General features: G+C 51.2%; 25 protein-coding genes. 4 read left to right on the plus strand and 21 right to left on the minus strand.

Translation table 11 applies throughout. The features are described from left to right. The first annotated feature begins 165 nt into the window (after nt 1–165). The 3 genes from BEB42_RS13785 (at nt 166) to trhP (ending at nt 3,586) form a co-directional block, all read left to right on the plus strand. Complete coding sequence (locus BEB42_RS13785) at nt 166–498, plus strand: YegP family protein (RefSeq protein WP_001364219.1); 333 nt, start codon at nt 166–168, stop codon at nt 496–498. 122 nt (nt 499–620) lie between these two features. Further along, on the plus strand, nt 621–2,021 hold the full coding sequence (locus BEB42_RS13790) for a HEAT repeat domain-containing protein (protein WP_105267418.1): 1,401 nt from the start codon (nt 621–623) through the stop codon (nt 2,019–2,021). A 203-nt stretch (nt 2,022–2,224) separates the two neighbouring features. Beyond that, on the plus strand, nt 2,225–3,586 hold the full coding sequence (gene trhP / locus BEB42_RS13795; RefSeq protein WP_000476037.1) for a prephenate-dependent tRNA uridine(34) hydroxylase TrhP: 1,362 nt from the start codon (nt 2,225–2,227) through the stop codon (nt 3,584–3,586). Between the two features lie 272 nt (nt 3,587–3,858). On the opposite strand, the gene ogrK is transcribed toward trhP, so the two are convergent. The 8 genes from ogrK to BEB42_RS13835 form a co-directional block, all read right to left on the minus strand. Then, the gene (ogrK, locus tag BEB42_RS13800) at nt 3,859–4,077 is read right to left on the minus strand and encodes a prophage transcriptional regulator OgrK (RefSeq protein WP_000468308.1); all 219 of its coding nucleotides are present in this window, start codon (nt 4,075–4,077) and stop codon (nt 3,859–3,861) included. Between the two features lie 81 nt (nt 4,078–4,158). Then, nucleotides 4,159–5,322: a phage late control D family protein gene (locus BEB42_RS13805; RefSeq protein ID WP_000882921.1), complete on the minus strand. Its 1,164-nt coding sequence runs from the start codon at nt 5,320–5,322 to the stop codon at nt 4,159–4,161. After that, on the minus strand, nt 5,322–5,801 hold the full coding sequence (locus tag BEB42_RS13810) for a phage tail protein (RefSeq protein ID WP_000978873.1): 480 nt from the start codon (nt 5,799–5,801) through the stop codon (nt 5,322–5,324). The genes BEB42_RS13805 and BEB42_RS13810 overlap by 1 nt, the downstream gene beginning before the upstream one ends. A gap of 14 nt (nt 5,802–5,815) precedes the next feature. Continuing rightward, nucleotides 5,816–8,263 carry a phage tail tape measure protein gene (locus BEB42_RS13815; RefSeq protein ID WP_000069909.1) on the minus strand — a complete coding sequence of 816 codons (2,448 nt, stop codon included), beginning with the start codon at nt 8,261–8,263 and terminating at the stop codon, nt 5,816–5,818. Then, nucleotides 8,256–8,411 (minus strand): GpE family phage tail protein, encoded by a 156-nt coding sequence (locus BEB42_RS13820; RefSeq protein WP_000174594.1) that lies wholly within the window; start codon nt 8,409–8,411, stop codon nt 8,256–8,258. Before BEB42_RS13820 ends, BEB42_RS13815 begins: the two co-directional genes overlap by 8 nt. Then, nucleotides 8,408–8,683 (minus strand): phage tail assembly protein, encoded by a 276-nt coding sequence (locus BEB42_RS13825; RefSeq protein ID WP_001031303.1) that lies wholly within the window; start codon nt 8,681–8,683, stop codon nt 8,408–8,410. Before BEB42_RS13825 ends, BEB42_RS13820 begins: the two co-directional genes overlap by 4 nt. A 56-nt stretch (nt 8,684–8,739) precedes the next feature. Beyond that, nucleotides 8,740–9,258, minus strand: coding sequence for a phage major tail tube protein (locus BEB42_RS13830; RefSeq protein WP_001251412.1), 519 nt, complete (start codon nt 9,256–9,258; stop codon nt 8,740–8,742). A 12-nt stretch (nt 9,259–9,270) separates the two neighbouring features. Then, nucleotides 9,271–10,461, minus strand: a complete 1,191-nt coding sequence (locus BEB42_RS13835) for a phage tail sheath protein (protein ID WP_001286716.1) — start codon at nt 10,459–10,461, stop codon at nt 9,271–9,273. A gap of 330 nt (nt 10,462–10,791) precedes the next feature. Here BEB42_RS13835 and BEB42_RS13840 point away from each other — a divergent pair, with 330 nt between their 5' ends. Further along, nucleotides 10,792–11,169, plus strand: a complete 378-nt coding sequence (locus BEB42_RS13840; protein WP_000836023.1) for a hypothetical protein — start codon at nt 10,792–10,794, stop codon at nt 11,167–11,169. 22 nt (nt 11,170–11,191) lie between these two features. Here the strand turns inward: BEB42_RS13840 and BEB42_RS13845 are convergent, their stop codons facing one another. The 13 genes from BEB42_RS13845 to BEB42_RS13905 all read right to left on the minus strand — a co-directional run bounded on the left by BEB42_RS13845 (nt 11,192) and on the right by BEB42_RS13905 (nt 20,758). Further along, nucleotides 11,192–11,776: a tyrosine-type recombinase/integrase gene (locus tag BEB42_RS13845; RefSeq protein ID WP_001447266.1), complete on the minus strand. Its 585-nt coding sequence runs from the start codon at nt 11,774–11,776 to the stop codon at nt 11,192–11,194. A gap of 106 nt (nt 11,777–11,882) precedes the next feature. Further along, nucleotides 11,883–12,725, minus strand: coding sequence for a DUF5677 domain-containing protein (locus tag BEB42_RS13850; protein WP_000711880.1), 843 nt, complete (start codon nt 12,723–12,725; stop codon nt 11,883–11,885). Nucleotides 12,726–13,146: 421 nt separating this feature from the next. Then, a complete protein-coding gene (locus tag BEB42_RS13855) occupies nt 13,147–13,674 on the minus strand; it encodes a tail fiber assembly protein (RefSeq protein ID WP_001164151.1) in 528 nt (175 codons plus the stop codon). A 3-nt stretch (nt 13,675–13,677) separates the two neighbouring features. After that, nucleotides 13,678–16,407 carry a phage tail-collar fiber domain-containing protein gene (locus tag BEB42_RS13860; RefSeq protein WP_105267419.1) on the minus strand — a complete coding sequence of 910 codons (2,730 nt, stop codon included), beginning with the start codon at nt 16,405–16,407 and terminating at the stop codon, nt 13,678–13,680. Nucleotides 16,408–16,417: 10 nt separating this feature from the next. Beyond that, on the minus strand, nt 16,418–16,948 hold the full coding sequence (locus BEB42_RS13865; protein ID WP_001285322.1) for a phage tail protein I: 531 nt from the start codon (nt 16,946–16,948) through the stop codon (nt 16,418–16,420). Then, nucleotides 16,941–17,849: a baseplate assembly protein gene (locus BEB42_RS13870; RefSeq protein ID WP_001121478.1), complete on the minus strand. Its 909-nt coding sequence runs from the start codon at nt 17,847–17,849 to the stop codon at nt 16,941–16,943. The genes BEB42_RS13865 and BEB42_RS13870 overlap by 8 nt, the downstream gene beginning before the upstream one ends. 4 nt (nt 17,850–17,853) lie before the next feature. Beyond that, nucleotides 17,854–18,201, minus strand: coding sequence for a GPW/gp25 family protein (locus BEB42_RS13875; protein ID WP_033552407.1), 348 nt, complete (start codon nt 18,199–18,201; stop codon nt 17,854–17,856). Continuing rightward, on the minus strand, nt 18,198–18,833 hold the full coding sequence (locus BEB42_RS13880; RefSeq protein ID WP_001093748.1) for a phage baseplate assembly protein V: 636 nt from the start codon (nt 18,831–18,833) through the stop codon (nt 18,198–18,200). The genes BEB42_RS13875 and BEB42_RS13880 overlap by 4 nt, the downstream gene beginning before the upstream one ends. 66 nt (nt 18,834–18,899) lie before the next feature. After that, nucleotides 18,900–19,352 carry a phage virion morphogenesis protein gene (locus BEB42_RS13885; RefSeq protein ID WP_001001807.1) on the minus strand — a complete coding sequence of 151 codons (453 nt, stop codon included), beginning with the start codon at nt 19,350–19,352 and terminating at the stop codon, nt 18,900–18,902. Beyond that, nucleotides 19,345–19,812: a phage tail protein gene (locus BEB42_RS13890; RefSeq protein ID WP_021540615.1), complete on the minus strand. Its 468-nt coding sequence runs from the start codon at nt 19,810–19,812 to the stop codon at nt 19,345–19,347. The genes BEB42_RS13885 and BEB42_RS13890 overlap by 8 nt, the downstream gene beginning before the upstream one ends. After that, complete coding sequence (lysC, locus tag BEB42_RS26695; protein WP_232379196.1) at nt 19,775–20,020, minus strand: Rz1-like lysis system protein LysC; 246 nt, start codon at nt 20,018–20,020, stop codon at nt 19,775–19,777. Before lysC ends, BEB42_RS13890 begins: the two co-directional genes overlap by 38 nt. Continuing rightward, nucleotides 19,920–20,345, minus strand: coding sequence for an Rz-like lysis system protein LysB (gene lysB, locus BEB42_RS13900; protein WP_105267420.1), 426 nt, complete (start codon nt 20,343–20,345; stop codon nt 19,920–19,922). The genes lysC and lysB overlap by 101 nt, the downstream gene beginning before the upstream one ends. Further along, nucleotides 20,333–20,758 carry a DNZ54_00345 family protein gene (locus BEB42_RS13905; protein WP_097725538.1) on the minus strand — a complete coding sequence of 142 codons (426 nt, stop codon included), beginning with the start codon at nt 20,756–20,758 and terminating at the stop codon, nt 20,333–20,335. The genes lysB and BEB42_RS13905 overlap by 13 nt, the downstream gene beginning before the upstream one ends. Nucleotides 20,759–20,763: the final 5 nt, after the last annotated feature.

Raw genomic sequence — 20,763 nt, forward strand, 5'->3', positions numbered from 1 at the left:
GGAGAAGGCATTCACGCCACATCCGGCAGCATTATCCCGCGCATTGTCGGCTATCTGACATTATCTCTCCGCCCTGGCAAGCACCTGAAAATCGCTCATACTTTAATCGGCAAACAGTCCTTTTAGATGCTGTTTTCGATACGCAATTTCAATCAAGGAGTCATTATGGCTGGTTGGTTTGAACTCAGTAGGAGCAGTGATAATCAATTCCGGTTTGTGCTAAAAGCGGGCAATGGTGAGACTATCCTCACCAGCGAGCTGTATACCTCAAAAGCCTCTGCGGAAAAGGGCATCGCGTCAGTGCGTAGCAACAGCCCACAAGAAGAACGCTATGAGAAAAAAACAGCAAGCAACGGCAAATTCTATTTCAATCTGAAAGCCGCCAATCATCAAATTATCGGCTCCAGCCAGATGTACGCCACCGCGCAATCTCGTGAAACCGGAATTGCCTCCGTTAAAGCCAATGGCACAAGCCAGACGGTGAAAGACAATACGTAATGACGATGCCGGGCGTGGGTTGTTGGCGTCCGGCTTTATTTTCTCTCATCACAGAGTTACTATCCCTCAGGAAATTATTAATCATGAAATGAGTTTTCTCCTCATAACTGATAAGGAAAATTATGCTCAAAGGATTGCGTACATTATTTACACGCAGGGTTTTGTTTAACGTCGAAATGAATAATTCTGTTGACTGTGAATTATTTCTTATCCAGCAACAACTCCAGTCGATGATAGCCGATCCAGGCAATTATATAGCGCATGATTGTGATCTCAACGATACTCTGGTTCTTTGCCAGCTTACCCATCACCACAATGGATATATACGAGAAAAGGCCGTGCAATGTCTGGGACAAAAAGAGGATGTTGCAGCTATAGAAGAATTATTACTTGCAGCTAATGACTGGGTAAAAGAGGTTCGCCTTGCTGCAACCATAGCGTTACGTCATTTAAAGAAGGATAAGAATGCAGCGGCATTTGCCGTTAATCTTCCCATGATACGTAACCTTCTCCAATGCCAGCGTTACGATCATGCTGCATTTGTAGACGAGATACTTAGATTTTTATTGACAGAAAATAGCCGTCCACAATTAACGTGTTGGCTTACTTGCCCTGATAAAAAACTCTCCCGCGCAGTATTACAAACGCTGATTGAATATGGCTACTTTAATGATGAATCTTCGCTGCTTTTAATACTCAAGCAGCCCGACGAAGGTTTACGAATGCTGGCGGTCACCCACTGGCTGCGTCAACAATTACCGTTAAGCGAAGCGGTATTAACTCGTCTGTTAAAAGACCGCTGGCCGCGTATTCGACAAGCAACGTTGTTTAGCCTTACTGACCGAGCTATAGAAATTCCTCCGGCGTTGTACAGCGCATTACTGCTGGATAACAATATGTTGATCCGTCTACGCGCTAAAAACATGCTTAATGACGTCATGGATGTTGTGCAATTCTGGCGTCATGTTGTCACCTCGACTGAATATACTCCCTCACAGCGCCGGGCAGCTTTATACGGGCTGGACTCCATTCATGATGCCAATATTTTAAAACTGGCAGAATGGGGATTATCACAGGATGTATTCCCACTGCGATTAGCCGCTATGTATATTCTTGCGAAAGCCAATCCTGATGGTGGTGTCAAAGGGATTATTCTGACCACACTGGCTAACCCGGACGCCTCCGGGCTTCGATTTATGGTTAACATCTGTGTATGGTGTCGAGTTCCGCTCACGTTCGAGGAAATACGTCAGTTGCAGGAAAACGCACCGTCAGTTAAACATGCTTGCGCATATTGTCGGCTGTATCATAACTTGAACAAATGGGCCTGTTTAATTCTTCTTCTGCAATCGCAACACAAGCTAACTGAAGAATTTGCAGGTAAACAGCTCGCGATATGGCAACGCAATTTCAATCTTTCGGGCATTCAACCAAATGCTCCTCAGCGTCAGCAACTTCAGGCGCTTTTTACCTGCAATCCGGAACTTCACAACAAGTTATGGGGTTATATTCCCTTTCTTTAACACCAAATTAAGGTCAACTGATAACAATTGAACCTGACGACTATCGGAGTCAAAACGAAATAAATGCGCAGTCTTTCCCTTAACATTGTCACTGGAGTCAACCCCACCGATTGCGCTACAATGCCCGCCCTTAAAGTGGGGGCACTCCCCTAACCGCTTCATCAGGTGAAGCGGATCTGACCTGTCATCAGAACGAGAGAATTATGTTTAAACCGGAACTCCTTTCCCCGGCGGGAACGCTGAAAAATATGCGTTACGCTTTCGCTTATGGCGCAGATGCTGTTTATGCGGGCCAGCCGCGTTACTCCCTGCGTGTGCGCAACAACGAATTCAACCACGAAAATCTCCAGCTCGGCATTAATGAAGCCCATGCGCTGGGGAAAAAGTTTTATGTTGTGGTCAACATTGCACCGCACAACGCTAAGTTGAAAACCTTTATCCGTGACCTGAAACCGGTGGTGGAAATGGGGCCGGATGCGCTGATTATGTCCGATCCAGGGCTGATTATGCTGGTGCGTGAGCACTTCCCTGAAATGCCGATCCATCTCTCGGTACAGGCTAACGCCGTGAACTGGGCGACGGTGAAATTCTGGCAGCAAATGGGCCTGACCCGCGTGATCCTCTCTCGCGAGCTGTCGCTGGAAGAGATTGAAGAGATCCGCAATCAGGTGCCGGATATGGAGGTAGAGATCTTCGTTCACGGCGCGCTGTGCATGGCCTACTCCGGTCGCTGCCTGCTCTCTGGCTATATCAACAAGCGCGACCCGAACCAGGGCACCTGCACCAACGCCTGCCGCTGGGAGTACAACGTCCAGGAAGGGAAAGAAGATGACGTTGGCAACATCGTGCACAAGTACGAGCCGATTCCGGTGCAAAATGTTGAGCCGACGCTGGGTATCGGCGCGCCAACCGACAAAGTGTTTATGATCGAAGAAGCTCAGCGTCCGGGCGAGTATATGACCGCGTTTGAAGATGAGCACGGTACTTACATCATGAACTCGAAAGATCTGCGCGCTATCGCCCACGTTGAACGCCTGACCAAAATGGGCGTGCATTCGCTGAAAATCGAAGGTCGTACAAAATCTTTCTACTATTGCGCACGCACCGCGCAGGTTTACCGTAAAGCTATCGATGACGCAGCTGCGGGAAAACCATTCGATACCAGCCTGCTGGAAACTCTGGAAGGTCTGGCGCATCGTGGCTATACCGAAGGTTTCCTGCGTCGTCATACTCACGACGATTATCAGAACTACGAATACGGTTATTCAGTTTCTGACCGCCAGCAGTTTGTTGGTGAGTTTACCGGTGAGCGCAAGGGCGACCTCGCGGCGGTAGCGGTGAAAAATAAATTCTCCGTTGGCGACAGCCTTGAGCTGATGACGCCGCAAGGGAACATTAACTTTACCCTTGAGCATATGGAAAACGCCAAAGGCGAAGCAATGCCGGTCGCACCGGGCGATGGTTATACTGTGTGGATCCCGGTCCCGCAGGATCTTGAGCTAAATTACGCGCTGCTGATGCGTAATTTCTCCGGGGAAACCACGCGTAACCCCCACGGTAAGTGATTAATTTCGATTATTTTTCCCGGATGGAAAATTCTTAGAAACCGATCACATACAGCTGCATTTATTAAGGTTATCATCCGTTTCGCTGAAAAACATAACCCATAAAATGCTAGCTGTACCAGGAACCACCTCCTTAGCCTGTGTAATCTCCCTTACACGGGCTTATTTTTTACGCGTAACACAATGAAATAAAAGGATTTATTTCTGGTCACGTCCACACATTGACCACATCGACAAAAAAGCCCCTCGACTGAGGGGCTTCCTGTTTGTAATTACATCCACATAATTTGCTGCCCTGACGGCAACGGGTGCGGTCTTACGGCGTGGACTTCTCCCGGCTTCACGATGTATCGCTGTACCGACTCATAAGTGATGAATGTGGCGCTGCAATTCACGTTCTGACACTGGTGATAACGCTCTTTTGTCGTGTCAGTGATATAGCGGCTTGTACGCGCATGTGCGGCATGCTGGCATAAAGGACAATGAAACATCGCGAGCACCTCTTCCGGTTTTGTTGATGGTGCTATTTTAGTTAATTTATCCTTATAAAACAAATAGATAAAATAAAAACATCACTCATCATCTTCTGTTTCGTACTCCACATCAGAAAGCCTGACCTCAAGCTCCAAGGACGTCGTGAAGCCGCTATTATTCAGAAAATGTGTCACCTTAGTGATTGTCCAGTCCTGCTCGTCTATGACGCGCTTAAAGCCTGACACTTTAACCGGTGTTTCCGTGTAAATATCTGCCCGACCGGTAGCCAGGCTGATGGAGAACTCCGCAACGCCCCGTTGCAGCTTATCCCACTTCGCCTGAGCGGCGCGCATGGCCTGCGCTTTCGTGGCATATACCGCGGTCAGGGCAAAAACATTGTCAGCCTCACCTGCCATGTATTCACCTTCGCGCGCTTCCGGTACTTTTGGCGCTTTCTTCTGCGTGACTGGTTTCGCTTTCGGGTGCTCCAGTGCGCGCAGGTGTTTCTCTTTCTTTTTGCGTTTCAGTTTTACCTTCTGCTTTTGTGGCTTCGGGTCTTTGGTGTGTAACCACTTTGCCGTTACGCCGGTATAGGCTCCACGGTCAGCAATCGCAAAATGATGGCGGTCGCCGTCGCTGCGGGTGATGGTAATCTGCGGGATTTTTTTACCGCTGGCCGTCACCCCCTGCCCCGCCTTGAGAAACAACAGTTTTCCCATTTTTACCGACACCTCACCGCCGTTGCGTTCAGCAAGGCGGGTCAGGAATTTTGCATCAGACTCCTGCGACTGGTCGATGTGCGGGATTTTAATTCCGGCCAGTGACGGAGCGACACTGGCTTCCAGCCTGTTACGGGAGGCTATCGCTTCAACAATCGCACCGAGCGTGGTGTCATGCCAGGAGCCTTCACGGCGGGAATTGAGCGTCCCGCGAAAATCTGCACTCCGTGCGCGGATGGTGACCACATCCGGTGCGCCCCGGTGTTCAACCTCATCAACGGTAAATTTCCCTTTGCATACCAGGGCAAAACCTTTCCAGCCGATATACACCGTCAGGACAGCGCCACGAACCGGCAGCCCGACCTGCCCGTCGGCATCGTTCAGTTCAATATCAAGCTGGTCAGCCTCAAAGCCCCGGTTATCCGTCAGGGTCATGCTCATCAGACGGTCGCTGATATTGCCGGTAATATCCCTGTTGTCGAGCATCAGCATGTAATCCGGCGTCAGCGTACTGCCTGCATCAAATGTCAGTGCATCCAGCATTATCCCGCCCCCGTCATATCCGTGAATTTAGTCGCCATACTGCCAGCCTTACCGATGAGCGATTCTGCCTGTTTACCGATATCGCCATAAAGCGCGGCCAGTGATTCATCAACGCGGGTGAGCGACAGCGTAAAATCAATTTTCCGGGGTGTGCCGTCTGCAAAGAAAATACTCCCTGTTTCACTCACCCTGCTGATGACATACATGCCGTAAATCATGCCGGTGCCATCCAGCAACGGCCACGCCCGGCCTTCCTCAGCCATCAGCCTGAGCGTGGTCATCGTCAGCTTGCCGCCGGTCAGTTCGGGATAAAGCACACCGGCAAGCGTGATATTTTCCTCGCCAACACCGAGAAACTGAAAGGCATCCCGTTTGCCGATACGGGAATTTGACGCCCAGCGATAATCTGATTCACGCTGCATGGTCTGGTGTGGCAGCGTCTGGCGCATAAAAACAAACATACCTAACGCGAGCATCATTTTTCGTCACCTCCTTAACCGTCATGCATCATGCTGGCACGGGCGCGCGCACGTTTATCCCGCTCGTATTTTTCGAGCGCATCCTGTAACTGGCGGTCAAGCTGTGTCCCCGGCGCAGTACCACCCGTCAGGCTGATGTGATATTCGTTTTTACTCTGGTCCACATAAGAGCGGCCAGCCGGTGCCGTGACCGGCTGATAAGCCTGATAGCCTGCATAAGAGCTGGTCGCCGGAATATAACCACCGGTGCCATACGTGGCGGCATGAGTTCTGGCGGCGGTCTGGTCAAGTGTGTCTGACTCTTTGTTGATAACACCGAGTTTTTCCAGTACCCAGTCAATACCGCTGCGCAGTTTGTTGAACGCATTAAGCGGCAGCATCAGCGCGTCAGCCAGTGCCTGCCCGAACATGACGCCCGTGTCACGGCAACGGTTCAGGGTGTCCCGGGTGGCTTTAACCGGAGCAATCAGGTTTGTAAACCACTGCCACGCGGCCTGTAACTTTTCGCCCAGCCAGTCAAACACCGGCTTAAGTGGCGTGAACAGCTCCCCCACCGGCGCAAATGCCGCTTTCAGCCCTTCAACCACACCGCCAAAGAATGCGCTGACAGGCTCCCAGTATTTACGGATAAGCAACGCCCCGGCGACAATGGCAGCCACCACGGCCACAACCGGCCAGCTAATCGCCCCGATGGCCGTCATAACAGCACTGCCAACCGTCGTGAAGATTGCCCCCATTGCGCCTGCTGCCGCGATAATAGCATTGATGCCGGTGATAACCGGCCAGGCTACGAGGCCAATGGCACCAATGATGCCAGTCAGCGCCAGTGCACCACCGGCAATTAGGCCAATGGTTAACGCCAGTGATTTGTTTTTCTGGATCCAGCCGTCGAGTTTTAACACATACTTTGTGGCCGTCTGCGTGAGCTTACGCAGTGCGCCTTCCTGCTGGTCAAACAGGTCAGTCCCCACCGCCTCATAAGCGGACTGAAACTCCTTAAAGTCACCGCCGAGGTTGTCCTGCATGATATTTACCAGTTCTGCGGTCTTTCCGTCTGAGGCTTTAAACGCAGCGGTCAGTTTGTCCAGCTTTCCGGTTGAGGCGGCAGTCATCAGCACGGCGGCGGCTGAACTGGCCTCCTCCCCGAAAATGGTTTTCATGTATTCAGCCTGCTGGGCAGTACCGAGCCGGTTTTTCTCAAAACTGGCCTGCATTTCTTTCAGAATGGTAAATACTGGTCGGGTGTTTCCCTTACTGTCTGAGGTTTTCACACCAAGCTCTTTGAGTGCATCCCATGCTTTTCCCGTCGGTGCCTGCAGGCGGCTTAACACGGCACGGCTTCCCGTTCCCGCCATTGAACCGGTAATTTTTGCATCATGCAGCGCCCCGACCATTGCGGCTGTTTCTTCAATGCTGACACCGGCATTTTTTGCCACAGGTGCGGCATAGGTCAGCGCATCGCTCATACCGTCAAAATCGGCGGCGGTTTTGTTCATCGTCATGGAGAGAACATCCCCGATATGAGCGACCTTATCGTTTGAAAGCTGAAAGGCGGATTTCATCCCCATCAGCAGGGCGGCGTTTTCTTCCATCGTGCGGCGGTTCGCCAGCGCCATATTCAGCGTGACCGGCGTTGCCGCCTGAATGGCATCAACATCCCCACCGGCTTTCGCAATGATAATCTGCGCACCGGCAGCATCATCCGCCGAGGCGGCTGTGTTGTCGCCGAGCTGGCGCGCCTGTTTGCGTAGCGCGGCCATTTCGGCAGAATCTTTTGCCACACCGAGCACGGCCTGTAATTCTGAGTTTTTCTGCGCAAACTCATAACCGGGCATCAGCAGCTTAACACCGGCCATCGTTCCCGCCGCCGCAATCCCCACACCGGCAGCGCCCACTGAGGCCATATTTCCGGCCAGTTCCTTTCCGGCCTGATAACGCTGTTTGACTGCGTTAAGTTTTGCCTGTTGCGCACTGACACGCGCCAGCGCGTCACGCTGCCGGTTAAGCTGGGCGGTGGTTTCACTGATACGGTTTTTCAGTCCCTGCTCATCATGTGCAAGATTGCGGGTATTAATTCCCACAGCGGCCAGTTCCCGCTGCTGGCGTTTAACGGAATCTGTCAGGCGGTTATATTTCGCCTGTAAGTCCTCCGCCGCACGCTTTGCGGATTCCAGCACTTTCGCCTGAGCACGGGTCGGGCGTTCGGTGTTTTTAAACTGTGTGGCAAGGGCTTCGGCCTGCTGCCGTGCCTTTTCAAGTGCATGACCAGTCACGGCGAGCTGTGCACTGGTCTTGCGGAATCCCTCAATACGGGATGCGTGACCGTTCAGCTCGCGCAGTGATTTTTGTGTTTCCCGGATATCCCCCGACAGCAACTTACTCGCTGTGCGGATGGATTTAAACGGGCGGGACGCCTGGTCAACAGCCCTGAGCAATACCTGTAATTTTACATTGTTACTCATTCGTGTTTCCGCTTCGCCTGAGCGCCTTTTCGCGCCATGTGATGAGTTCGGTCAGGCTCATGGGATACAGTTCTGATGGCGGCCAGTGAAATATCACTGCCACATCCGCCATCAGGTCATCGACCGACAGATTTTTCGGAAGCGTCACTGCACCGAGTTCGGCGACAAAAAACCGACCACCTTACCGGCCAGCGCCACAAGGTCAGGCAGTTCCAGCGCGGCGACTTCCTGCTCGGTCAGCATCGGTGCCGTCATGCGCGGCAGCACCTTAATCAGTGCATCGACTTCGGAGTTCGCGACCGCAGCCAGACTGACACCGCGCAGCGTCCCGGCATTAGGTTTCATCAGCGTGACCTGTTCGATAACCTGCTCACCACGCTTGACCGGATTGTCCAGGGTAATCACATTTTCTTTGTTCATGGTTTTCTCACTTCTGAATCGGGGTTAACCGGTCAGCCAGGCTGACCGGATGAAAATCACAGGCCGATATTGCGGCGGTGTTGCTCCAGCCGGTCGACGCCGTTCACCTTCTCAATCATGTTGATGGTGTCGATTTCGACCAGCTCCTTACCGTCCATCGTCAGCCGGAAATAGGTGCAGACCACGGAGATTTTCGACTCGGTGTCTTCTCCCTGTTTGCCCTCGCCGGTGTCGATTTCTTTCTGACGTCCACGCATGACCACCTCGACGGCCACCGTTTCGCCGGTATCGTCGCGCTGGTAAGAGCCTGCAAAACGAATCGGTACGGAATCCACACCGGTTGCGGCGTAAAGCTCCCAGATAACCGAATCCGGGAAGCCACCGAGCGACCACTCCATTGACAGCGCATCGTCATCAAGGCCGAGGTCTACCGGTGCGCTGCCGTTCATCCCCGCACCGCGATAGTTTTCGAGCTTACGGGTCAGTTTTGGTAGCGTGACGGACTTCGCGACGCCCTGATAGCTGTAGCCGTTCAGAAAGACGTTCATTAACTTGAGTTTGCGCGGCATTGCCATCGGTCAGGCTCCTTAATTGCTGTTAACCGAGGTGACCAGATTTGCCAGGTATTTATCGGTAATACGCTGGCGCAGGGTCAGGTTTTCAAGAGGAGGCACCGGTGTATAGTCGTAGTCGATATACAGTTTTCCGGCCTTGAGGGTTTCCGCATCGTTGGATTCTTCGCTGAACCAGCAGGTCGCATCCACGATATAGCCGTTTGTTTTCAGCTCACGGAATTTGGCATTGATGCCGTCAACGATGTCGCGAATCAGCGTTGCGGTGATGGGCTTGTCCACCGCCCACATGTGCGCCTCAGCCATCGTGTCAGCCAGTACCTGCGCGGTGCGGGTGTAGTTTTCAAAGAGGAACAGCGGGTCATCAGAGCAGGTACGGTTACCCCAGAATCGGAAACCGTCGCGGCGAATCAGCGTAGTGACGCCTGACTCGTTAAGCAGGTCAGCATCGGTGCCGGACTCCTGCAAATCCCAGAATACAGATGCGCTGATGCCGGTAACACCGTTTACCCCGACGTTGGACAGCGTTTTATGCCAGCCCTGCTCCTGGTCGATTTTAGCGCGCAGACCCAGCGCACGGGCGGTGGCATACGCGGTGGCGGTGGTACTGGTGACCGTATCCCATGCGAGGAAATCCGGCCAGATGACCATCAGCTCACGCTGGCTGAAATTCTGGCGGTAGGCTTTCACCTCGGAAATGGTCTTACAGCCCCATGCGCTGATATATCCGAAAGCGCGCAGCTTCTGACAGACGGATGCCAGTGCAACAGCCACCTCTTTGGTATCCAGTCCCGGCACACCGAGAATACGCGGTTTAACACCGGTTACCGACTCCGCCGCCAGCAGGGCTTTTAGTCCGGTGTACTGACCGTTTTCGTCGGTGGTGCCGATGATATTGGAAACGGTCTGCGCGAGTTTCGTTTCCTCGTCATCACCGGTGCCGTCTTCCACGCGCACGACAACGGTGACCGGTTTTGACTGGTCAGCGATGGCCTGCAACGATGCCGCCAGCGTGCCTTTTTTACCGGCCTTTGCAATTGCGCTTTGCACATTGGTAATCAGCACCGGTTTATTGAGGGGGAAGGTTTCCGCATCCGCATCGCTGGCCGTGCAGACCATGCCGACAATGGCAGTGGATACGGTGGAAATGACGCGGGTGCCGTCGTTAATCTCCAGCACCTGCACGCCATGATGATAGTCACTCATCCGTTTAACTCCGTGGTTAATGGGTGCAACTATTTTCTGTTGTGCAGAGCATAAGACGCTATTTGACCTGGCTGGTCAGTGGATGAAACAACAGATAAAGAAAAGGCGGGCAATTCGCCCGCCTGTCCTGATTTGTACTCACTCATTTTCCGCCTGACAATTTACATAGCCCAAATGCTATCAAACCTGACAGTCTGCTTTGAGCGAAAAGTGGACATTAGAGTTACAAAAGCAAGTTTAAATCATCCAAAATATTACAATGTCCTTATCTATCTGATATCGTTATGATAAAAAGCTCCTGAATATAATCGATAGTAGGTGGTTATTTCCATGAAATCAATTTTAGAGGTCTTTACTCAAGGAAATACTAAAGAAAAACTGGCTGTTATCGCCGATCTCACAACCATTGCGGGAATATCGATTGCAACTATTATTGCTGGTTTGTTAACCCTAGTTGCAAAAACAGATAAACTAGATGTTGGAAATCTGTTTGGAGTTGTCATAATATCTCTGCTCGGATTGGCTGGTGTTTGCTGTTTTGTGGCCTTATTTATTTGGGTTATAACCCAAATGTCTAAACCATGGGGAACACCTCGGGGGGTTCAGCCCTTAGTTAAGTGTGCTATTTCCCTTATCTTTATCTGTATGTTTTTGCTGGCTGTCTTTACATTTTATGAGTTTATTTCTTCGATGAGCATACGCTATTGAATATAAAATCAGCCCCCATAACTTAAAAGAGACCTTCTATATCGACTTCAATGCCCAAATAACGGACTGTGCTTTCCAGTTTCTTATGGCCCAACAGAAGTTGGATCACCCGGAGACTCTTGGTTTTCTTGTAGATTAAGTAAGGTTTTGTTCTTCTCATGGAATGTGTGCTGTACAGCGAATCTTCGAGACCAAGCTTTTCTACCCACCCATGAAAAATTCGGTTGTATTGCCGGGTTGATATATGGTGGTTAGTTCCGACCCGAGAGCGGAACAGGAAGCCTTTACTATGCCAGTTGCCGAGCTTTATCAATGCAGTAACCGCTTCCCTTGTCCCTTTGGTTATCTCAAATTGGACAGGGCTGCCGGTTTTCTGTTGCAACACCGTTGCTCTGCTTGAGACAGAACTGCCATATGCAGCATCTGATACTTTGAGTTTGACCAAATCACAGCCCCGTAGCTTAGTGTCCAAAGCCATGTTGAACAGAGCTAGATCGCGTGTTTTACCTTCCAACTCAAGTCTAATCCGAATCCCCCAGATATGAAATATCTGAAGTGGCCTTTTTTGACCGATGGTACGGTCTTTATTCCACGGTGACGTTTTCATATTCAAATCTCCTGCAATGTGGGAGATTTGAGTATGGTTGTCTCTCAAGAGCGAAAATAAGTCAACTATCACTAGTTGTTGCGCATGTACGTATTCTGTCAATTAATTATTGACAATCATCAATTCTGGAATGATCAAAATCATCATATCGAATTATAGTCTGGTTGACTGTATCTATTGTTGGTGTCATTTCTGTTATAATATCCTGATAACCTAAAGAGTTAAATACATTTACTAAGGCCTCACACCGAAGGGCCGTAGCAATTACAAAATTATAAATTGCCAGCCGTTTATTTTCTTGTTTAACTGCAAGAATGAATTCGATAGCAGTATTTTCATCACTTTGGATTGCATTATATAGAGATACTATATTTACCATATCATCAGAGAATGTATGTATTGAATCACAAAGGGGAACGTAATGGGCATGATAGTGTGTTTCCCAGCCAATTAATTCAAAAAGTTTTCTGGTTCCTGGATATTCAGGTGTATTTGGCCACAATCTATTAAATAGATCAGTTAGTTCTTTTCCCATGCGAATCCTTTCATTTGCTGCTGGATTAGTCATTCCTTTGGATTTTAAACACTCCAGCCACCGTTTTCCATTACTATGAACTAATTTCTTACTAGCCTTGAGTAATGCTTGTGCATTTTCGCCATCATCTATTGCTATATAAAATTGATTGGCAGCCTGTTCTATTATAACCCTAGCTAATACTTCCGATGCTGAAAAGGCTCCTATATTCAAAGAAGAGATAGCCTGATTACTAAGTTCATTCAGTACATTAAAGTACTGTAAGACCATCAATTTTTGTTCCACACCCTTTAGGTTGTCTATTTTATTTTTATGCTCCTCAAATTTTGCATGGATATATTTATTTATCGCGGCTATTTTTTTTACATCTTCGTCAAGATCAAACGGGCAACGTCCAAACAATTCTTTTTTCATATATTTCTCCTGTTGTACAAGCTTCCATAAGTTGGCAGATTATACACTGAAGATTACCTATAAATAGCTGTGCGGGATAGCAGATCAGTGCAAGAAGTACAACCAAGTGAACTGTGCGTATTCAGATACCTGGCCTAACGTTCGCGATAGCCGTCCCCTGCACGAAGCCATATATTAGATGTATTAGCTCAGACCTTATCTGACAGGTTGAGTAGGTAGAATCTAATCAAAGCTGACAGTCTGGTTTGGACTGTGAGTTCAACCGATGGATGCAACACACAGCGATCTACGGACATTACTAGCATAGCTGTGTATTAATCATCGGGAAGCAGGTCAGTCCGCTCCTAGCACAGAGCAGACTGTCAGATTAGGCTTTACTCTGTGCTATAGATACGTTAGCTCACTCCAGAGATCATACAACTTATTGCGGCATTTCCGGCCATTCAGGATTTGCAGGATCCACACGGCTGACCAGAACACTGTAGCGTTCCCATGCTTCCAGTCGGCTACGCTCCTCATCTGTTGCCATATTCAGTCTGACAGAGCGTTCCAGTGGCTGAATGATAGTTTCAGCTTCGGAAAGCAAAGCTGACTTCTGTAATTCCGCCAGTTGCAGCTGTTCGTCTGCCGTATAAATCCGCTTAATCACGGCACCATCCTTAAACATCCATTTACCTGAGTCATCAGCACGTCGGTTGGCGGTAATATCAGGAACCTCGACAACGCTAAAACCTTCAGGGTTGAGCGTTGAAGCATCTCTGGTGATGCCGACAATTATATTATTCTCATCGTAAACAATCTTTATCGTGTCTTCCTGAAAATTACTTACTTCCTCATACCAGTTTTTTCCCTCTTCGGACCATAACCAGATAACATCAAAATTTTTTGTCAGTTGATATTGGGCAACAGTTTTTGGATTACCCGCAGTAATATTTTTTAAATGCTGCATAAATTACACCTGTGCGACGTTATACCATGTGCCATTGATGTATTTTTGTATTGGTCTGAATACTGCGGGGTCATCACCATCGACTTCACCGACAATACCAAGCCCGGTAATTACGTGCCCTGCTTTCTCATACATCACCCCTTTCTGCATGGTCTGGACAACACGTGTGCCAAGTCTGACATCTCTCACATAGCGGGAATCAAAGTTACCGTAATCCGAGGGATTAACACGCCCCGTAATATTTATGGTTTTATTACTTTGAACGCTTCCGGAGACAAAGCGCATAACATGGACGCTATTAGCATAAACATCCAGATTACCATCACCATTTTGTTTAAAGCCCGTGTCATTATCACCCAAAACAATCGAATTACCGCCAAGAGCACTGGATGTTCCTATACCCAGAGCACCATTCAATTGACCACCAGATAACGGCAGTGCACCGACATCTCCCGCTGTAGGTTTTCGCGTTGTGGTATAAAACTCAGACCAGTCAGCCTCGAATCCGTAACCGTCACGAGCAGAACGATAAAAAATACCACCGTTCTTATAATTAACGCGAAACTGGGCGGCGGGACAACTTCCTTCCCCGATATTAAAATGAAGAATTAACGTTGATGCCCCACCAATAGTTGCGTTATAGGCTCCGCTACTCCAGTTCCATCCAACGGCTTTATCATTCGCAACGGTGTCTCCTGTTTTTCCTGAAGCAAATGCACCAATATTTTTCGGCGTCAGGTTAATATCTGATGTTCCATCAAACGAAACGTTATTAATTTTACGGGCTGTTTTCAGCTTTGTTGCTGTCGCCGCATTGCCGGACAGTTCACCAGAAAGGCCAGCACTGAATGTCTGTTTCGCGCCCCATGTCTGGGCTTCGTCGATAATTGGCACACGTCTTGTCGTGATCGTGCGGCTTCCCGGATTTCCTGAAATACGCACCATAAAAAAGCGGTAGTTGGCTTTACTTACAGTGCTGCGCCATACATGCATTGAGCGTCCCGAACCAGAATCATCACTCGGACCGACTGAGATGTTTATCAGGTTGCCATCAATGACGCCCCAGTCCATACCGTCGGGAATATTGGTCATGTTATCCAGCCGAACGGTTATCAGACTGCCCGGCACAAAATCGTATGTCTGCCAGTCCAGGCTGGTGAGTTTTGCCACTGCGCCACCGATACCCAACTCTAACGGCAAAGAGTTTGAGTTATAAATCTGTCGCCACTCCCCCCACGCGTTAAATGAGCCACCAAGAAACACTCGCTCATATAAACGGTCTTTTGTAGCTGCGCTGGTTCCTGTGGTCGTGTAACGTTGCAAAACATAGACACCATCCTTGCGCCTGATGACTTCCAGAAAACCAGACTGCCCCTGGATTGGGGTGTGGGTCGCTTTGCCTGTCACACTGTAAATACCTGGAGACATCAAATCATCCAGGTCATCCTCATAGAAGGTACTACTGGTCTGATAACCAATTTGGATCCAGTCTTCCCACTGTGGATTTTCTGCATCCCATTTGGCTGTCAGGCCGCGAATATACATAGTCCCGTTACGGGTTGTATAACGCTGTGTGCGTCCATATAGCCCACCTTCGAAAATTTCCAGAATGCCCTGCGCGTCTCCTCCCTGCTCGGGGTAATGTCGTTCAAAAGAAGCTATTGCTGAACTGCTGTTTCTCCATAGACCTAAATGTTCTGCGCCACCGAGAGAGTTAAGGTCAATGGTCGAACTTAGAGCTCGCGTTACAGCCTGAACATGGCGCCATGCTCCCCATGGTCCATCATTACCATTCCATGTTCCAATGAGTTTGCGGATATACAAATTTCCGTCACGTGTGGTATAGCGTTGCGTGCCTGCAAAATTGCCGCCAGTAAAAACCTCAAGCACACCGACAGCATTATCTTCAGGGAAGTTTTTCTCCAGTGTTGCGTTGGTGGACGTTGCTTTAGACCAGATACCTGAATAAGCCTTAACAGAACCAAACGTATTCAGATCAGCATCAACCGGCATTTCGCCATTGTTTTTCATAAACGTCAGGCTGGTAACGCCAACATTGTCCAGAAAAGCTGATTTATCCTGGATATCTGCACCATTCTGATTTTTCGCCAGACGTGAATTTGCGTTGTCATTTGCTGCCTTGACCGCTTTTGGCGTTGCTGCCAATGACTCACTGGTGCTGTTTGTTGCACTGCTTAACTGAGTAAAACCTTTTTCTGTCAGCGTGGCGTCAGGATGGCGGCGGGACTGCTCATGCTCTGCGATTTTGTCATCGACGTAATCCTGCGTCGCCATCACTGTGCTGGCATCAATACTCAGCTCAACGGACGCCACGTTACTGACAATAATAACCATGCGGCAGGTCTGCGCACGCCCGGAGCCTTCAGCCAGTTCTGGCTTATAGCTTTCAGCCATGTTGGATACCGCAATCAGTGTTCCGGCATCGTCATACAGACCAAGCTCACGCATCCAGAAGCCGCCCACTTCGGGCGGTACAACCAGTTCAGCCACGATATAGTTTTTATTCTTGTTATCCACGCTGACTTTATTCAGAGCGTGACGCCAGACCTCATGCACCAGTTTCGTCTGACCGGCATCCGGCACCGGCAATTTGCCATTACCGTCACCCACGGCCATTGCAGACAGGGTTACTTTTTTCCCGCCGGGGACAGTGGCGGCTGCCAGCTTTGCGGCTCCGGCAGTAGTGATAACGGTTTTAAATTTCGTGCTCATTGTTTCTCACTTATCCGGGATAAACAGTAATAACATCACCATCACAGACCACACCGCCTGTATACAGACAGCCGGGAATGTCCTGGATAATGTTCAGACCGATAAGGTGGCGACTTGCGGGTTTGGCATCGGCAATAAGCCGTTCCATTTCCAGATACATCTCCTCCGTGATGCCGCTTTCCAGCACACCGATATCAAGGCGAAAGGTTCCGGGCGGGTCGTTTGTCTCCCACCATTCCTTTACGTTAATGAGATAGCCGAGCGGCTCCACCACACGCCGGATTGCGCCTATAGTGCCTTTATGACAGTGGATGAAATAGGCATCGCGGATAACGGCGCGTTTTGTCGCTTCCGGCCACTTTTCATCCCACCTGTCGACCGAAAACGCCCACGCCAGCCACGGCAGCAGATTTGCCGGACAGGTGTCCGGGTTCCACAGCTCACGAATACTGACCGGCGTTTTTTCAATTTCCGCACAGGCTTTTGCGGCGGCAACTTCAAGCGGTGATGAGCCGGTCGGCAGCAGGCGCGAATCACTCATCAGAGCCTCCGGTCACGACGCGGTATTCGGTACAGAAAGACGCCTGCGTACTGTTGAGCACGATGTCGGCCAGCGGTGCAGTCAGTTCGACACGCTGCACGCCTTCCACATGCAAAGCGGCATAAATGGCAGACAGACGGATGTCGCGCCCCAGCCGGTGCTGTGCCGTGATATACGCTTCCAGTTTTTTTACTGCGGCCGCGCGGATGGGTTCGCTTTCGGGACCAGGGTAAAGGTAAAGCGTGGCGTTTATCTGGTATTCAACGATGGCGGCAGACTGCACGGTCACGCGGTCGGCCACCGGCCTGACATCCTCGCCATTAAGGGCGTTACGTACCACCGCCAGCAGGTCTTCGGATGCCACACCGTTATTCTCACGTGACAGCACAGAGATGGTGACGCAGGCCGGAGACGGACTGGTGACAGAGATATCCGCGACACGCCCGTCGGCACTGCGGCCATGATACTGATAGGCACCCACCGACCCGGCGACGCTTAAGCCTTCAAACGCCTGCTGAATACGCAGCCGGTAATCGGTGTCAGACTCCATCACTGCCGGTGTCGGCGGGATAGTCGAATCATCTGCCGGGGTGATAATCAGGCGCGTGGTGTTGTAATTGGCACCAATCACATCAAGGTCATTACCGGCAGCACAGGCCAGCATCACCGCCCGTGCGGCCTCATTCACACGCTGACGCCAGATAAGTTCACGATAAGCATTTTCCTCCAGCAGTTTGACGAGAGGCTCGGATTCCAGCGTCAGGGTACGGGCGACCGCCTCCTGCTGGTCTTCCGGGTAAAGGGAAATCAGTGTCGCCTTGCGTTCGGCAAGAATGGTTTCAAAGTCCAGCTCCTCGACCACATCCGGTGCGGGTAGCTGGTTCAGGTCGATAATCGGCATGGTTTCAACTCACAGGGATGGTTAACGAAAGTGGCTGGCCGGTGTCGTTGTGCTGACCGGTTAACGTGACCGTCATTCGCCCGTCAAAACTGCGCTCAGTGGTGACGGATGACAGGGTGACGCGGGGTTCCCATTTCAGCACCGCCATGTAACAGGCGACCTTAATCTGCAACTCAAGTGCCGGGGTCTGCGGCTGGTCAATCATTGACGCCAGCAACGAGCCGTAATCACGACGCATCACCCGTGAGCCGACCGGTGTGCGCAGGATATCGCCGATACTCTGGCTGATATGCTCAAGGTCAGTGACAGTCTGGCCATCACTGCGATTCATTCCGAGATAACGCGCTGTCATAGAGGACTCCCGGTTGTGCCGCCGCTGTCGCCGGGGTGTTTATGGGTATGCAGTACCTTACCGTTTGATGAGAGTTCACCGCCGGTGTGTTCAATGTTGCCGCGCATCGTCCCGCCCTTCTGCACTTCCAGCGTGCCGGTGATCAGCCTGTTTGTGCAGACCACCTCCGGTGTGTCCAGGGTGACGCGGGTTGATGCTTTCACCATGACCACCGGCACCGTGGCAGTAACAGAATCAGAAGCCGTCACGCTGGCCGTTTTAATTCCGCTTACCGTGAGTGCACTGGTTTCGGGTTCATACTCAATCACCGCCCCGTCAGGGAAACGGATATGCAGGGCATCCGCCGACGCAGACGGCGCGGGGTTATCGCCGGAATAAATCCCCGGCAGAACAAACGCCGTGTCAAGTTCACCGCCCACGGCCAGAATCAGCACCTGCTCCCCCACGGAAGGTGCCCACCATGTGCGCGAACGCCCGGCACGACAGGTCAGCCACTGAAGCCAGTCGGTGCACATGCCGCCGGTCTGCACACGGCAGCGACCGGCTTTAAGGTTGGTTTCGACGACAAGGCCGGTGCGGATCATGTTGCGCAGTGCGCGCGCGAGTTCCTGGATATTTGCGAGAGTGTTCATAACGGGAAGGATGCCGCCGGGTCATACCGGCGGCAATGTAACGATGAGGTGTCGGGAATGGCACAACTAACGGTCGAGGTGAGCCAGGATAATCTCTTCAATCATCTGCACATCCTCACCGGTAAAGCCGAGCAGAGGACGCGCCGGATAATCAATTTTCTTACCGTCTTTCCGGGTTTCTTCCGACAGACCAAACTGATGCACGCTGGCGATTTTCGGTGACTTCCCGCCGTAAAATTCCATTGATGCCTGTTCCGGGCTGGCGCGGATATGCAAAAAACGACTGGTGATAAGTTTCGCAAACATTTTTCGCTTAACGCGACCGGTCTTTTTTCTGGCGCTCTGCTGCTGACGTGGCGCGTAGGGTGTGCCGTCCGGGGCTTTCTGAGCCATCACCCGACGCTGCTGACTCTGCCGCAGACGTTTCGCCAGTTCGGCACTCAGTCGCCGACGCCCTGACGGTGACAGCGATTCAGTCAGTCCGGTCAGCCGGTCTTCAAAACGCTTAAACTCATTCATCCCACTTGCTCACCAGTTCGCCATTGATATACAGCTCCATCGGGCGGGTGACCGGCTCCGGCGGCAGAGGTTCCGGGATATTCTTCACATGCAGCGCGCCGTCCACCTCACTGACCAGCGTGCGCTCGGTCAGCATCAGGCTGATGCTGATATCAAAGCTGCTGTCATTGTTGATGTCTGCATAAAACGTGAAGCCCTTTTTCTGACCTTCGTCAGTGGTCATGATGTCGGGCTGATTTTCCCGCAGCCACGCCAGCACCGGCACAATGAGCAGGTCAAAATCACCGGTAAAGTCGGTCACAATGACATTGAGCGTGTAACGCTTTTCGAATGACAACGACGTCGCCAGTGTGGAGGCAATACTCCCGTTATCCACGAATATCCGCAGCATCTCGGGACTGGTTTTCAGCACCGTGACGGCATCAGTCAGCGCCCTGCGCAGGCTGTCGGGTTTGAGCATCGTTTTCGTCCTGACAGTGTTTAATCATTTTTACCTGGCTGGCACAGCGTGCCAGCGCGTTCTCAAGCTGCCGGATATCGGCACTTAAATCGCCGTTCGTCTGCGGGTCACTGCCCGGCATCGGGCAAAGGCTCACTTTCGGGCAGGCGTTGTGGACAATCACTGGCGTCTGCGCAGGCTGTGCGCTGGTGCAACCGGCGCACAGCATCAGGCAGACCAGCACCGTACCAGCGGCGGAAATCTTCGTTTTCATTGAGTAATCTCGTGATGGTTTTCTCGCGCTGAGCTTCACGCTTCGCGGCGTTCTCCAGTTCCTGACGCAGTGCCACCTGCGCCAGCTCGTTTTTGTCTGCTCTGGTGAGCGCAACATGAAGCTGATTTTTCAGCATGGTGATGGTCGTCTGCTGCCCGCTGGCGACGTTGCTCGCCCTGTCCAGTGAGGTGCGCAGGCTGGCGTTTTCATGCTTCGCCAGAAACAGACCTACCACCGCCAGTGATAACAACACAACCAGCACAATCATCAGCTTTGACATGGTTCCCGCCCCTCAAGACGCTGACGGCAGGCCGTACGTATCAGCCGGAAGAACAGCGACGCCACGAGGTAAATCAGCGCGGTAAAAATCCACCCGGCAGCGACCAGCGAGATAAACGTCGCCACCATCACTACCAGAGCCGCCGCCCGTCTGCGCCACGGCACCGGCTGCAAAAACAGCGACGTGACAATCTTCACGGCCAGCGATTCCGGCGGCAGCTCCCGCCCGTAGCGTTCCAGTACATACTCTGTGGCATACACGCCGACACCACCGGCAACCACACAGATAACCGTCGCCAGAATCGCCCAGGCGGCGACAAAACTGACGGCCACGCTCTGCGGGTAAATCAGGGACAGTGCCAGCATCAGCGCCAGCGACACGTTCAGCATCAGTGAAAGGGATAATTTCTTCATGGTGT

This window comes from Escherichia sp. MOD1-EC5990 (assembly GCF_002965285.1).
Lineage (GTDB): Bacteria > Pseudomonadota > Gammaproteobacteria > Enterobacterales > Enterobacteriaceae > Escherichia > Escherichia coli_F.